Below are 13,031 nucleotides of genomic sequence, written 5' to 3'. Positions count from 1 at the left end.
GCGCGCCAGCCATTCGTCGCACTGGCGATACGGATACAGATGGATACGTCTTTTGTGGCTGATTTAATCCAGAATATTCAGTATGATTCCGCCGACTAGGAGCGCCTCGGACGATTCATCTGATTAAATGTCACAGGCCTCTAAACAATTAGGGCCGGGCGCCGTTAATGCGCTGACCCTACAAGAAAATTGCCCACCGGCTGGAGATCGCCGATCCGCGCGGCGTGTGCAGGCCGTGACGGTTTGTGTTCCGTCTGGCGTCTGAGCCTCTCCCGCGTTTCAACGCGCAAGCACCGATATGCCCGATCTGCACTGGACCATTCCGGTCGGTCGCTGGTCTAGCTGGCCGGCTACCGCATCCGCCGCCCCCGAGATTGGCTTTATCGAGCCGATCGTGCGGCGTCGTCTGAGCACGCTGTCGAAAGTCGCGCTGAAGGTTGCGCACGACTGCGTCGCGCAGGACGCGGTCCGGGTTGTGTTCGCGTCGCGGCATGGCGAATTGCGCCGCACCACCGACATCCTGCGCAGCATCAGCGCTGGCGAGCCGGTTTCGCCGACCGCCTTCAGCCTGTCGGTGCTGAACGCGATGACCGGCGTGTTCGGTATCGCGCGCGGCGACCGCTCGCCGGCCAGCGCGATTTCGGCGGGCGCCCAAACCCTCGGTTACGCACTGCTGGAAGCGCATGCGCAATATGCGACGCAGCCCGACTCGCCGGTCTTGCTGGTGTATGCCGACGAACCGGCCGACGCCGCCTACGGCACGATCGAGGACGAAGTGCAGGGCGGCGCGCTCGCCATTCTGCTCGACAGCGAGGCGGCCACTGGGCACATGGTGTGCTCCCTGTCGCGCGCCGCCGGTGATCAGACGTCCGGGCCCTTGGGCGACGTACGCGAAGCCGGCGCAACCCGACCCGGCGAAACCGGCACCGCGCCAACCCGCGCGCCCGCGTCGTTCGCGACCCAAAGCCAGGCGTTGCTGCACTGCCTGGAAACCGGCCAGCCTGCATGCTGGCAGCGCGCCGGCATGATCTGGCTCTGGAGTTGGCATGACCGCGCGGCTTGATTATCTATGGCGTTTTTGCGCGACCGGCATGGCCTTCGTGATATTCGGCGTGTGCGGCGTGCTGTTTTCCGCGCTGGTGTTTCCGCTCGCGTGGCTGTGGCCGCATCGCGCGTCGCGGCAGCGGGCGGTGACCGGCGTGATCCACTGGTTTTTCCGCGCGCTGGTCGCCGTGTTGCAGCGCATTGGCGTGATGGAACTCGACGTGTCGGGATCGGACGCGCTGCGCGCCGGCGGCCCGGCGATCGTGGTCGCGAATCACCCGACCTACCTCGACGTGATGGTGCTGCTGTCGCTCACGCCGCGCGCCTGCTGCGTCGTGAAGAACGCGCACTGGCGCAACCCGTGTTTCTGGGGGATCGTGCGCGCGGCGCAATACGTCAGCAACGCGGACCCCACCGAATTGATCGAAGCGGGCGCACGGCAACTCGCGGCCGGCTACACGATGATTGTTTTTCCCGAAGGCACGCGTAGTCCCGCGCCGAACCGGCTGCACGCTTTTTCGCGCGGCTTCGCGCACATGGCGCTGAAGGCCGGCGCGCCGATCGTGCCAGTGTTGATGGATTGCGATCCGCCCGCGTTCACCCGGCAGATGCGCTGGTACGACGTGCCGGCGCGCGCCTTCCGGATGCGCGTGAACGTGCTCGATGCGCTCGGCGTCGAGCATCTCGCGGCCCATGACACGACACCGGCTCTGGCGGCGCGCAGCGTGACGAGCGCCGTCGAAGCCCACATTACCCGGCACCTGTTCGATTATGGATTCTTTAAAACTGGAAATTAAACAGCTTCTGATCGAAGCCCTCGATCTGGAAGACCTGAGCCCGGCCGATATCGACGACGATGCCCCGCTGTTCGACACCGACGGCATCGGTCTCGATTCGATCGACGCGCTCGAAATCGGCATCGTGCTGCGCAAACAATACCAACTGACCATCGCGGCCAACGACGAAAGCACGCGCGAACATTTTCGCTCGATCAGCACGCTAGCCGCGCTGGTCGAGAGTCAGCGCGAAGCGGCGCACGCTGCGAACGAAACCGCAAAGAAGGGGGATTAAACCGTGTCCGACGCAGAGATTCTTGAACGCATCCGTGAGATCTTCAAAGACAACTTCGCCATCGAGCCTGAACGGGTGACGCCCGAGGCGCATCTGTTCGAAGACCTCGATCTCGACAGCATCGACGCCGTCGACCTCGCGATCAAACTGCAGGAAATGACCGGCCGGCGCATCAAGCCGGAAGAATTCAAATCGGTGCGCACCGTCGGCGACGTGATCGGGGCGGTCGAATCCCTGCTGGCGGCCCAGGGCTGATGCCGGCCGCGCGCTCGCGAGTGCCAGTGGCGGCGCCGGACGCTGTCGTCGGGACGCCCGCCACTGAGCGCCACTGGGGCAAGGCCGTCATGCAGGCGCTGTTGAAGCTCGCGTATCCCGCGCTGATTCTGTGCGCGTGGCGCTGGGACGAGCCGCGCTTCGTCGGCGGCATGCTGTTTGCGATTCTGTGGCTGCAGCGCTGGGCAGGCAGCGGCCCGGTCGCCACTTCGCTGCGGCGTCTGTCGGCGATCGACTGGAGCGTGGTCGGCTTGCTGAGTGTCGCGTCCGCGGCGATCGTCGTCACCGATAGCGAACTGCTGTTGCGCCTCTACCCGGCGCTCGTCAATCTTGGTTTGCTGATCGCATTCGGTGCGACGCTCGTGCGCGGCCCATCGATGATCGAGAAGTTCGCGCGCCTCGGCAATCCTCATCTGCCGCCCGCGGCGGTCCATCACACGCGGCGCGTAACGCAGGTGTGGTGTGCGTTCTTCGTGCTGAACGGCGCGTTCTCCGCGTACACGGCGCTGTACTGGAGCCGCGCGAGCTGGTCGCTGTATAACGGCGCGATTGCCTATGGGCTGATCGGCGTGCTGCTCGTGGCCGAACTCATCTGGCGGTATCTGGTCGTGTTGCCGCGAGCCGCCCGTTCGGAGGCGGCATGATCGCGTTGCATGACCTGCTTTTGGTTCGCGCAGAAGCTTCGTCGAACACTCCGGTGTGCCGGGACCGCGGCGAGGTGCTCGATCGCGCGGCGTTTCGTGCCCGCGTCGCGGCATGGATCGCACAGGTGCGCACGCAGGCCGCGCATCGCTACGCGTTGTGTATCGACGATCCGTTCGACTTCGCCTGTGCATTGTTCGCGCTGTTCGCGTGCGGCAAGGAACCGATAATTCCGGCCAACGCGACGCCCGGCTATCTCGCTGATCTCGCCGACGCCTACGATGCGCTGCTGACCGATGCGGATCTGCCGCCGTTCGCGCGGCAAGCGGGCGCAGACGCCAGCGCAACCTTCGGCACGGGACACCGCATCGACCCACACGCTCCACTGACGCTCTACACGTCCGGCAGCAGCGGCAGCCCCAAACCGATCCGCAAGACGCTCGCCCAGTTCGACGCCGAAGTGCACACGCTCGAACTGCAGTGGGGCGCTGTGGTCGGCGACGCGACGATGCTCGCGAGCGTGCCGCATCACCACATCTACGGTTTGCTGTTTCGCGTACTCTGGCCGCTGGCGGCCGGCCGCGCGTTCGACCGTGCGACCAGCATCGAGCCGCTGCATTTGCAGAGCCGCATCGAGCAATGCGGCGCAACCGTGGTCGTCTCGACGCCCGCGCAATTGTCGCGTTGGCCCGCGTTGCCCGGCTTCGCGTCGCTGGCGCCGGCCCCGCGCGCCTTCTTTTCGTCGGGCGGCCCGCTCGCGCCCGATGCCGCGCAGCACTACGCCACGGCTTACGGCTCTGCGCCGCTCGAAATCTACGGCAGCACGGAGACGGGCGGCATCGCGTGGCGGCGTCAGGATCGGACCGATGCGTGGCAACCGGTGAGCCGCATCGAAATTCGCCGCGATGAAGACGGTGCGTTGAACGTGCGCTCACCGCATCTCGGTCACGCGGGATGGCACCGCACCGACGACCAGATCGCTTGCGACGAGCACGGCCGCTTCCGTCTGCAAGGGCGGCTCGACCGTGTGCTGAAGCTGGACGGCAAACGCGTGTCGCTGCCCGAGCTGGAAGCGCGTCTCGCGCTGCATCCGTATGTCGCGCAAGCAGCGCTCGTGCCGCTGGCCGGCGCGTCGCGCGAACGTGTGGGCGCGCTGGTCGCACTGACCGAAGCGGGCAGCGCGGCCTTGCGCGACGAAGGCCGCGTGCTGCTCGCGCGAACCTTGCGCCGGCATCTCGCCGGTTATTTCGACGTGGTGGTGCTGCCGCGTCATTGGCGTTTCCGGCTGAACTTGCCGTTCGACGCGCGCGGCAAGCTGCCGGTCAGCGCGGTGGCGGCTGCTTTCGGCGCGACCGCCGAAGGTATCGAAGTGCTGGCCGAAGCGCTGACCCAGGCACCCAGCGGCGACACGCTGCACTACGAACTGCGCGTGCCGCCCGCGCTCGTGCATTTCGCCGGCCATTTCCCGGGGCTGCCGATTCTGCCCGGCGTGGTTCAGGTCGACTGGGCGGTCCGTCTTGCCGGCGATCATCTGCCGGCCGTGCGCGCGGTGGCGTCGATCGATCGGCTCAAGTTCATGGCGCCGGTTTCACCGGGCGCGGTGCTCAAGCTCACGCTGGCCCACGACGCCGCACGCCGGCGTGTGCAGTTCGCGTACCGGCTGGACGGCCGTGAATGCGCATCGGGCGTGATCGTCTATCGGGAGCCCGCATGATGAAGTTCGCTCCTTGCATCGTCATTCCGATCTACAACCACAAGGACGCGATCGGCGCGACTGTCGCGCATCTCGCGGTGCATCGCCTGCCGATCTTCGTCGTCGACGACGGCAGCGACGACGCGACCCAGCAGGTGCTCGCCGCGCTCGCGCAGCAGTACACGGGGCAACTCACGCTGCTGCGGCTGCCCGTCAACGGCGGCAAAGGCGCGGCGGTGATGGCGGGGCTGCGCGCCGCGCGCGACGCGGGCTACACGCACGCAGTGCAGATCGACGCCGACGGCCAGCACGACGCGTCCGACGTGCCGCGTTTCATCGACGCCGCGCGCGCCGAGCCGGGCGCGGTGATTCTCGGCCGCCCGGTCTACGACGAGAGCGTGCCGAAAGCGCGTCTCTACGGCCGCTATCTGACGCATGTGTGGGTGTGGATCGAAACGCTGTCGCTGACGATCCGCGATTCGATGTGCGGCTTCCGTCTTTATCCGCTGGCGCTTGCATGCGAGCTGATCGACAGCGTGCCGTTGCCCACGCGCATGGACTTCGACATCGAGATCCTCGTGCGCCTGCATTGGCGGCGCGCGGCGTTCCGCTCGATTCCGACGCGCGTCACCTATGCCGCCGACGGCGTCTCGCATTTCGACGTGCTGTGGGACAACGTGCGCATCAGCCGCAGCCACACGCGGCTCGTGTTCGGCATGCTGTGGCGTCTGCCGATGCTGCTCGCGCACAAGCTGATGCCACGCCGCGCCGCGCCCCTGGATGCACCGAACGAAGCACAACAACGCGATGAACCGGACGACGAGGCCTGGTGGCGGATCGCCGAACGCGGCAGCCACCTCGGCATGGCCTTGCTCGCGCTCAGTTGCAAGCTGTTCGGCCGCCGTTTCACCCGGCTCTGGCTGCATCCGGTCGTCGCGTACTTCCTGCTGACGGGGCGCGCCGCGCGCGAGGCGTCGGGCACTTACTTCAGGCATCTCGGCGCGGCCGCGCCGCAAGACGAAACGCCGCGCCCGGGCTGGTTGTCCGCGTATCGCCACATGCTGGCGTTCGCGCAGTCGGGTTTCGACAAACTCGCCGCATGGTCCGGCCGCGTCGGCGATTCGGACGTGACGTTCGAAGATCGTTCGGCATTCGAAGCATGGGTGGCGAGCGGCAAAGGTGCGCTCGTCATCGGCGCGCATCTCGGCAACCTGGAGATGACGCGCGCGCTCGCCGCACACGGTGCTCACGCGAAGGTCACCGCCGTGGTCTACACGGAGCACGCGCGCCGCTTCAACCGTGTGCTGGCGTCGGCCAATAGCGAGTTCTCGCGGCATCTGCTCGAAGTCCGCGACTTCGGACCCGAGACCGCGATGCTGATGCAGCAGCGCGTCGATGCCGGCGAGCTGCTGGTGATCGTCGGCGACCGCGTGCCCGCGCACGAAGCCGGCCGCACCACCGACGCGCAGTTTCTCGGCGCGAGCGCGCCGTTCGCGCAAGGTCCGTATGTGCTCGCGCATGCGCTCGGCTGCCCGGTCTACCTGTTCTTCTGCCTGAAAGAGCACGACGGTTATCGTCTGTATTTCGAGCCGTTCGCCGAACGCATCGAACTGCCGCGCCGCGAACGCGCGCAGCATCTCGCCACGTGGGCGCAGCGTTACGCGGCACGTCTCGAACACTATTGCCGCAAGGCTCCCTATCAATGGTTCAACTTCTTCGATTTCTGGGCCAGCCCCAAGCGAGGCGCGAATGGCCGAACATGATCTGAGCGAGGCCGGCACGAATACGCAAGCCGGCGTGAATGGACACGCAGCGGCGGTCGTGATCGGCGCGCGCAAACTGACGATCGAAGAGGTCGTCGCGATTGCGTGGCGGCGCGCACCGGTCGCGCTGAGCGCGGACCCGGCATGGCGCGCGCGCATCCAGCGCGGCGCGGATTTTCTGCGCCGTCAACTGGCCGCGGGCGCGACCGTCTACGGCGTGAACACCGGTTACGGCGACGCCTGCGTGGTCGACGTGCCGATGGAACTGGTCGAAGCGTTGCCGCTGCAGCTGACGCGTTATCACGGCTGCGGCATGGGCCAGTATCTCGACGACGCACAAACGCTCGCGGTGATCGCCGCTCGCCTGAACTCGCTCGCCTATGGTTTTTCCGGTGTGCGTCCGGTGTTGCTCGAACGCCTTGCCGATCTGATCAATCACCGCGTGTTGCCGCGCATCCCGGCCGAAGGCTCGGTTGGCGCGAGCGGCGATCTGACGCCGCTGTCGTATGTGGCGGCGGCACTTGCCGGCGAACGCGACGTGCAGTTCGACGGCGCGCTGCGCGATGTGCGTGACGTATGGACCGAACTCGGCCGCGCGCCGCTCACGCTCGCACCGAAAGAAGGCCTCGCGCTGATGAACGGCACGGCGGTGATGACAGGCCTCGCCTGTCTCGCGTTTGCCCGCGCGGATCACCTCACGCGGCTAGTCGCGCGTCTGACGGCGCTCTCGAGCGTCGCGCTCGACGGCCGTGCCGCGCATTTCGACGCGACGCTGTTCGAGGTGAAACCGCACGCAGGCCAGGCCGAAGCAGCGGCATGGATTCGCGACGATCTGACGGGCCGCGAGGATACGCCGGGGCATCGTCTGCAGGACCGGTATTCGATTCGTTGCGCGCCGCACGTGATTGGCGTCGCGCGTGATGCGCTGACGTGGGTGCGCCGCGACGTCGAGAACGAATTGAACAGCGCCAACGACAATCCGCTGATCGATCCCGACAACGAGCGCGTGCTGCATGGCGGCAACTTCTACGGCGGGCACATCGCGTTCGCGATGGATGCGCTGAAGGGTGCGCTCGCCAATCTCGCCGATCTGATGGACCGGCAACTCGCGCTGCTGGTCGACGTGAATTTCAACAACGGCTTGCCGCGCAACCTGTCGGGCGCCGAGGCCGCGCGCGCCGCGATCAATCACGGCTTCAAGGCCGTGCAGATTTCGTCGTCGGCATGGACTGCGGAAGCGTTGAAGAACACGATGCCCGCGAGCGTCTTTTCGCGCTCGACCGAGTCGCACAATCAGGACAAGGTCAGCATGGGCACGATCGCCGCACGCGACTGTTTGCGCGTGCTGGAGTTGACCGAACAGGTGGCCGCCGCGCATACGCTCGCGACGGTGCAGGCCGCCCGGCTGCGGTTGCGGATCGACGGCGCGACGCCGGTGCCGGCGCCGCTGCAACGGTTTATCGACGACGTGGGCGCGGTTTCGCCGTTCGTCGCCGAGGACCGGGCGCTGGAGAGCGAGCTGCGCGCATTGACCGCGCGCATCGCCGCGTGCGATCTGCTCGACGACTATCGTCAGGGAGCGAACGCATGAGCGGAACGCCCAAAGTGCTGAGCGCGAGCGCGACGGTCGAAGTGGCGTTTCACGACGTCGACGCGATGAACGTGTGTTGGCACGGCAACTATCTGAAGTACTTCGAGATCGGCCGTGCAGCGCTGCTGCGCGCGTTCGACTACGACTACCGCGAGATGCAGGCGTCGGGCTATCTATGGCCGATCGTCGAGGCGCATCTGAAGTACGTGCGCCCGGCCGTCTACGGCCAGAAGCTCGATGTGCGCACGCAACTGCTCGAACACGAAAACCGCCTGAAAATAGGCTATGAAATTGTCGATTGCGAATCCGGCACGCGACTGACGAAGGGCTATACGATCCAGGTCGCGGTCGATGCCGCGACCCAGGAGTTGCAGTTCGTCTCGCCACCGGTCGTGTTCGACAAGCTGGAGCGAGTATGGGGACGATGACATTGCGTGCGCTGATGGTGAGCGCGTTGAGCATGTTGAGCCTGACCGGCGTGGTCGGCGTGGCGGCATGGCCGGCACCGGCCGTGAGCGCTACAGCGGCAACAAACGCACCCGCCGGCAATCCCGCACTCGTTTCGCAGATCGCCGCGCACCTCGCCCAGGCCAAGGGCGTGCGCGCGCAATTCACGCAGACGCAGACGCTGGCCGCGATGAAACAGCCGCTCGTGAGCGACGGCACGCTGCTGTTCCTGCACGAGCGCGGCGTGCTGTGGCAGATCGATACGCCGTACAAAGCCACCTACGTGATCACCGATGCGGGCGTCGTGCAGGTCGACGCTACCGGTCGGCGCGTGAATGCTCACAGCGCGCAAGGCACGCGCGGCGTCGCGCAGGTTTCGAAGATGATGCGCGCGATGCTCGGCGGCGATCTGTCGGCGCTGTACTCGCAATTCGACGTGCAGGCCGAAGGCAGCGCCGCGCAATGGCGCATGCAGCTGACGCCGAATCAGCCGCAGATCGCGCAATCGATCAAGCGTCTGGAGATGGCGGGCGGCGACTATCTGCAAAGCTTGCGCATCACGCTCGCGAACGGCGACGTGACGAAGCTCGAGTTCACGAAGAGCACGGCGGTGAGCGAACCGACGGCGGCTGAAAGCAGCCTGCTCGGAGCGCCGTAATGAATAGGCGGGACGTGCGGCACATGCCGCGACAGCGGTCGGCGACACAGACGTGGGGCGTGCGCGCCGTGTGGCTCCTGCTCGCGCTGATCGCGGTGCTGTATTGCGCGTGGCGCTTCGCGGGGCCGTCGCCGTTGCAGACCAATCTGCTCGCGCTCCTGCCCGCCACCGAGGCGGACCCCGTCGCCGAAAAAGCGCTCGACACGCTGGCGAGCGCGCTCGGCGACCGCACGGTGCTCCTCGTCACCAGCAACGACGACGCGCACGCGAAAGCGGCGGCGAGACAGCTTGGCGCGTCGTTGCAAAAGAGCGGGGCGTTCGCCTCGGTGACGGCGGAATTGCCGCCGTTCGATCTCGCGCAGATTGCGACTTTGTACATGCCGTATCGCTTTGACTTGTTGACACCGGCCGATCGCGCGGCCTTGGCGGGAGCGGCGGCCTCGGAAAATGCAGCACCCGCAGCAAACTCGACCCTGCGCGACACCCTCGCACAACGCATCTACAGCCCATTACGAGGCGGCCTGACCACGTCGCTCGCCGACGATCCGTTCGGCTGGCTCGAACGCTGGCTCGGCAGCCTGCCGCTTGCGACGTCGAACCTCGACATCGAAGACAACCTGCTGCTGGCGCATCGCGGGGCCGCGACCAGCGTGCTGATCGTCGCGACGTTGCCGGGCTCCGCGTACGAAACCCGAACACAGCGCGCGGTGCACGCGGCGCTCGCTCAAGGCGAAAGCGCGTTGCGGCAGACGTTCCCCGATGTGTCGGTGGCGCGCACCGGCGCGGTGTTCTACGCGGAGTCGGCGCGCAGCGCGTCCGAGCGCGAAGTGCATCTGATCGGCGTCGCGTCGCTGTGCGGGATTGCGCTGCTGATGATGTGGGTGTTCCGCTCGCCGCGTCTGTTGCTGCTCGGTTTCGTGTCGACGGCGCTCGGCATCGTCTGCGCGCTCGCGGCTACGCTGCTGGTGTTCGGCCAGCTGCATCTGCTGACGCTGGTATTCGGCGCGAGCCTGATCGGCGAGGCCGTCGATTATTCGATCCAGTACTTCGTCGTGTATCTCGGCGCGCAGCGCGACTGGGACGCACGGCGCGGCGCGCGCGCGGTGCGACCCGCCCTGACGGTCGCGTTGCTGACGAGCCTTCTCGGCTACGCGATCCTGCTGTGGGTGCCGTTCCCCGCGCTCAAGCAGATCGCGTGCTTCGCGATGGTCGGTATCGCGACCGCGTTCGCGTCCGTGCTGTCGCTGTTGCCCACGCTGCTGACCTGCGCGCCGAAGCGCAGCCCGCAACGCGTGTTCGCGGGTGCCGCACGTTTGCTGACGTTCTGGCATCGCGCGATTGGCGGACGGCGCGCGTGGGGCGTGGCGGCATTGTTGGTGATCGTCGCGATTCCCGGCTGGCTGCGCCTGACCAGCGACGATGATATCCATCTGCTGATCCAGCGCGACCCGTCGCTCGTCGCGCAGGAGAACAAGGTGCGCGACGCGGTGGGCGTCGATAACAGCGCGCAGTTTTTCGTCGTGCGCGGCGCGACGCCGGAGGTCGTGCTGCAACGCGCCGAAGCGCTGGGCGCGAAACTGGACGGCTTGAACGGTACGCCGAACCAGATCGGCGGTTATCAGTCGGTGGCGCAATTCGTGCCGTCGGCACAGCGGCAGAAGGACGACCGCGCACTGCTCGCGCAGCATGTGTTCAAGGATCCCGCTGCATTGCGCGCGACGCTGCTGCAAGCGGGCTTCAAAGATGAAGTCGCCGATGCGTGGCTCGCCGCTTACGCGAAGCCACAAGCGCCGCTCACCGTCGAGCGCTGGCTGGCCGCGCCGTGGTCGCAGCCGTACCGGCATGTGTGGCTCGGCGAAGTCGGCCCGGCCGCGAAAACCTATGCGGCCGTCGTGATCCCGCAAGGCGTGACGCCGCACAACGCGCCCGCACTGAACGTGCTCGCGCAAGGCGTGCCGGGCGTCGCGTTCGTCGACAAGGCCGCCAGCGTGTCGAAACTGTTCGGCGCGTATCGTGTCGACAGCGGCTGGTGGCTCGGGGGGGCGCTTGCGCTCGTGCTCGTATTGCTGATCGTGCGATACGCGCCGAAGAAAGCCTCATTCGGTAGCGCTTCGAATGAAGTCGCCTTGGGGCACACTCCGCAAAAAACCTTGTTGCAAAACGCCGCGGAGCGCGACCTTTTATGGGCCGCGCAACCCGACGCCCGGCTCGCGCCCACGCAACGTGAAGCGTCTTCGGTGGACGCCCGGAACAAGGTCTCTGCGTCCGACGCTCCGCTAAAGATCTCCCTGGCAACCGGCCTGCGCGGCGGCATCGCCACCACGTTGCCGGTGGCGCTCGCCGTCGGCGTGACGCTCGCGGTGTTCGGCTACGCGGGTGTACCGCTCAACCTGTTCAACTGGCTCGCGTTGATGCTGGTGCTCGGCGTCGGCGCAAACTATGCGGTGTTCCTGCGCGAAGGCTGCCTGCGCGCGGATGCGGATCTCGGCGCGGTATGGACCGGCGTGCTGCTGTCGGCGGCCACCACGCTGTTGTCGTTCGGCATGCTCGGCATGAGCGAGATGCCCGCGCTGAAGAGCTTCGGCGCGACGCTCGCGCTCGGCATCGCGGTCTCGGTGCTGCTCGCGCCGATCGGCATGCCATCGGAATCGAGGAGGGTGGCATGAAGACGCCATCGGTTTATCTGCACGCGCTCGGCATGATCAACGCGTTGGGCGGCAACATCGACGAAATCGTGCCTGCGCTCGCCGCGACGTGCGCGCCTGGCATGGCGAACGTGCATACAGGCATCGGCGACGCGTTTGCCGGCAGCGTGCTCGCGCCGCTGGATCTGGCGCCGCCCGCCGCTCTCGTGCGTTACGACTGTCGCAACAACCGTTTGCTGCTGGCCGCGCTCGCGCAGATCGCGCCCGCCATCGACGCCGCGCGCGAGCGTTACGGCGCTCACCGGATCGGCGTGGTGCTCGGCACCAGCACGTCGGGCATCGAGGCGGCCGAAGCCGCGTTCGTCTATCACGCGCAGGCGGGCCAGCTGCCCGAGAACTTCAACTACCGGCAGATGGAGATCGGCACCGCCGCGCCGTTCGCGGCCGCCGCGCTCGGCGTGCAAGGGCCGGCCTTCACGATCTCGACCGCGTGCACCTCGAGCGCGAAAGCCTTCGCGTCGGCGCGGCGTTTGCTGCAATTGCAGCTGTGCGATGCGGTCGTGGTGGGCGGCGTCGATTCGCTTTGCGAATTGACCGTGCAGGGCTTCGCCTCGCTCGAATCGACCAGCGGCGTGCGCACCAATCCGATGAGCGTGAACCGTTGCGGGATCAACGTCGGCGAAGGCGCGGCCGTGTTTTTGATGAGCCGCGACGAAGCGGCCGTGCGGCTCGCGGGCCTCGGCGAATCGAGCGACGCGCATCACATTTCGTCGCCGGACCCGCAGGGTGCGGGTGCCGAACTGGCGTTGCGCGAAGCGCTCGCCGATGCGGGCATTGGACCGTCCGCGCTCGACTATGTGAATCTGCACGCCACCGCCACACGCAAGAACGATGAGATGGAAGCGAAGCTGATGGCGCGCGTGTTTCCGCAAGGCGTCGCGACGAGCGGCACCAAGCCCTTGACCGGCCACCAGCTGGGCGCGGCGGGCGCCACCGAACTCGGCTTCGCGTGGCTCACGCTCGCGCGCGACGACGTGCCGCTGCCGCGTCACGTGTGGGACGGCGAGCTTGACCCGGCATTGCCGCCGCTGGACCTGGTGGAGAACGAACGCTTCGTCGCGCGCGGTGCGAACGCGCAATACGTGATGAGCAATTCGTTTGCATTCGGCGGCAGCAACGTCAGCCTGATCCTCGCACGATGACG

12 protein-coding genes are annotated in these 13,031 nt (G+C 66.9%); all 12 read left to right on the top strand.

What is annotated here, in order from left to right:
- Positions 1–298 precede the first annotated feature (298 nt).
- From CIC12_RS14400 to CIC12_RS14345, 12 genes are read left to right on the top strand one after another with little or no spacing between them, the layout of a single operon-like run.
- Positions 299–1,063: a beta-ketoacyl synthase chain length factor gene (locus tag CIC12_RS14400; protein ID WP_168664767.1), complete on the top strand. Its 765-nt coding sequence runs from the start codon at positions 299–301 to the stop codon at positions 1,061–1,063.
- Positions 1,047–1,841, top strand: coding sequence for a lysophospholipid acyltransferase family protein (locus tag CIC12_RS14395; RefSeq protein ID WP_168664766.1), 795 nt, complete (start codon positions 1,047–1,049; stop codon positions 1,839–1,841). Before CIC12_RS14400 ends, CIC12_RS14395 begins: the two co-directional genes overlap by 17 nt.
- Positions 1,816–2,115, top strand: coding sequence for a phosphopantetheine-binding protein (locus CIC12_RS14390; protein ID WP_168664765.1), 300 nt, complete (start codon positions 1,816–1,818; stop codon positions 2,113–2,115). Before CIC12_RS14395 ends, CIC12_RS14390 begins: the two co-directional genes overlap by 26 nt.
- Before the next feature lie 3 nt (positions 2,116–2,118).
- The gene (locus CIC12_RS14385; RefSeq protein ID WP_168664764.1) at positions 2,119–2,370 is read left to right on the top strand and encodes an acyl carrier protein; all 252 of its coding nucleotides are present in this window, start codon (positions 2,119–2,121) and stop codon (positions 2,368–2,370) included.
- On the top strand, positions 2,370–3,032 hold the full coding sequence (locus CIC12_RS14380) for a COG4648 family protein (RefSeq protein WP_168664763.1): 663 nt from the start codon (positions 2,370–2,372) through the stop codon (positions 3,030–3,032). Before CIC12_RS14385 ends, CIC12_RS14380 begins: the two co-directional genes overlap by 1 nt.
- Positions 3,029–4,744: an AMP-binding protein gene (locus CIC12_RS14375; protein ID WP_168664762.1), complete on the top strand. Its 1,716-nt coding sequence runs from the start codon at positions 3,029–3,031 to the stop codon at positions 4,742–4,744. The genes CIC12_RS14380 and CIC12_RS14375 overlap by 4 nt, the downstream gene beginning before the upstream one ends.
- On the top strand, positions 4,744–6,486 hold the full coding sequence (locus CIC12_RS14370) for a glycosyltransferase family 2 protein (protein ID WP_168664780.1): 1,743 nt from the start codon (positions 4,744–4,746) through the stop codon (positions 6,484–6,486). The genes CIC12_RS14375 and CIC12_RS14370 overlap by 1 nt, the downstream gene beginning before the upstream one ends.
- Positions 6,473–8,077 carry an HAL/PAL/TAL family ammonia-lyase gene (locus CIC12_RS14365; protein ID WP_168664761.1) on the top strand — a complete coding sequence of 535 codons (1,605 nt, stop codon included), beginning with the start codon at positions 6,473–6,475 and terminating at the stop codon, positions 8,075–8,077. The genes CIC12_RS14370 and CIC12_RS14365 overlap by 14 nt, the downstream gene beginning before the upstream one ends.
- Positions 8,074–8,505, top strand: a complete 432-nt coding sequence (locus CIC12_RS14360) for an acyl-CoA thioesterase (protein ID WP_168664760.1) — start codon at positions 8,074–8,076, stop codon at positions 8,503–8,505. The genes CIC12_RS14365 and CIC12_RS14360 overlap by 4 nt, the downstream gene beginning before the upstream one ends.
- The gene (locus CIC12_RS14355) at positions 8,493–9,182 is read left to right on the top strand and encodes an outer membrane lipoprotein carrier protein LolA (protein WP_168664759.1); all 690 of its coding nucleotides are present in this window, start codon (positions 8,493–8,495) and stop codon (positions 9,180–9,182) included. The genes CIC12_RS14360 and CIC12_RS14355 overlap by 13 nt, the downstream gene beginning before the upstream one ends.
- Positions 9,182–11,848 (top strand): MMPL family transporter, encoded by a 2,667-nt coding sequence (locus CIC12_RS14350; RefSeq protein WP_238812610.1) that lies wholly within the window; start codon positions 9,182–9,184, stop codon positions 11,846–11,848. Before CIC12_RS14355 ends, CIC12_RS14350 begins: the two co-directional genes overlap by 1 nt.
- Positions 11,845–13,029, top strand: a complete 1,185-nt coding sequence (locus CIC12_RS14345) for a beta-ketoacyl-[acyl-carrier-protein] synthase family protein (RefSeq protein ID WP_168664758.1) — start codon at positions 11,845–11,847, stop codon at positions 13,027–13,029. Before CIC12_RS14350 ends, CIC12_RS14345 begins: the two co-directional genes overlap by 4 nt.
- Positions 13,030–13,031: the final 2 nt, after the last annotated feature.

Origin of the sequence: Paraburkholderia sp. SG-MS1 (assembly GCF_012275575.1) — a bacterium.
Taxonomy (GTDB): Bacteria; Pseudomonadota; Gammaproteobacteria; order Burkholderiales; family Burkholderiaceae; genus Paraburkholderia.
This window is presented reverse-complemented; position numbering and strand designations above follow the sequence as displayed.

What these genes read in the sequence shown, in the direction of transcription:
- CIC12_RS14400 (WP_168664767.1), top strand. Translation starts at nt 299, where the DNA reads ATGCCCGATCTGCACTGGACCATTCCGGTCGGTCGCTGGTCTAGCTGG.
- CIC12_RS14395 (WP_168664766.1), top strand. Translation starts at nt 1,047, where the DNA reads ATGACCGCGCGGCTTGATTATCTATGGCGTTTTTGCGCGACCGGCATG.
- CIC12_RS14390 (WP_168664765.1), top strand. Translation starts at nt 1,816, where the DNA reads ATGGATTCTTTAAAACTGGAAATTAAACAGCTTCTGATCGAAGCCCTC.
- CIC12_RS14380 (WP_168664763.1), top strand. Translation starts at nt 2,370, where the DNA reads ATGCCGGCCGCGCGCTCGCGAGTGCCAGTGGCGGCGCCGGACGCTGTC.
- CIC12_RS14375 (WP_168664762.1), top strand. Translation starts at nt 3,029, where the DNA reads ATGATCGCGTTGCATGACCTGCTTTTGGTTCGCGCAGAAGCTTCGTCG.
- CIC12_RS14370 (WP_168664780.1), top strand. Translation starts at nt 4,744, where the DNA reads ATGAAGTTCGCTCCTTGCATCGTCATTCCGATCTACAACCACAAGGAC.
- CIC12_RS14365 (WP_168664761.1), top strand. Translation starts at nt 6,473, where the DNA reads ATGGCCGAACATGATCTGAGCGAGGCCGGCACGAATACGCAAGCCGGC.
- CIC12_RS14360 (WP_168664760.1), top strand. Translation starts at nt 8,074, where the DNA reads ATGAGCGGAACGCCCAAAGTGCTGAGCGCGAGCGCGACGGTCGAAGTG.
- CIC12_RS14355 (WP_168664759.1), top strand. Translation starts at nt 8,493, where the DNA reads ATGGGGACGATGACATTGCGTGCGCTGATGGTGAGCGCGTTGAGCATG.
- CIC12_RS14350 (WP_238812610.1), top strand. Translation starts at nt 9,182, where the DNA reads ATGAATAGGCGGGACGTGCGGCACATGCCGCGACAGCGGTCGGCGACA.
- CIC12_RS14345 (WP_168664758.1), top strand. Translation starts at nt 11,845, where the DNA reads ATGAAGACGCCATCGGTTTATCTGCACGCGCTCGGCATGATCAACGCG.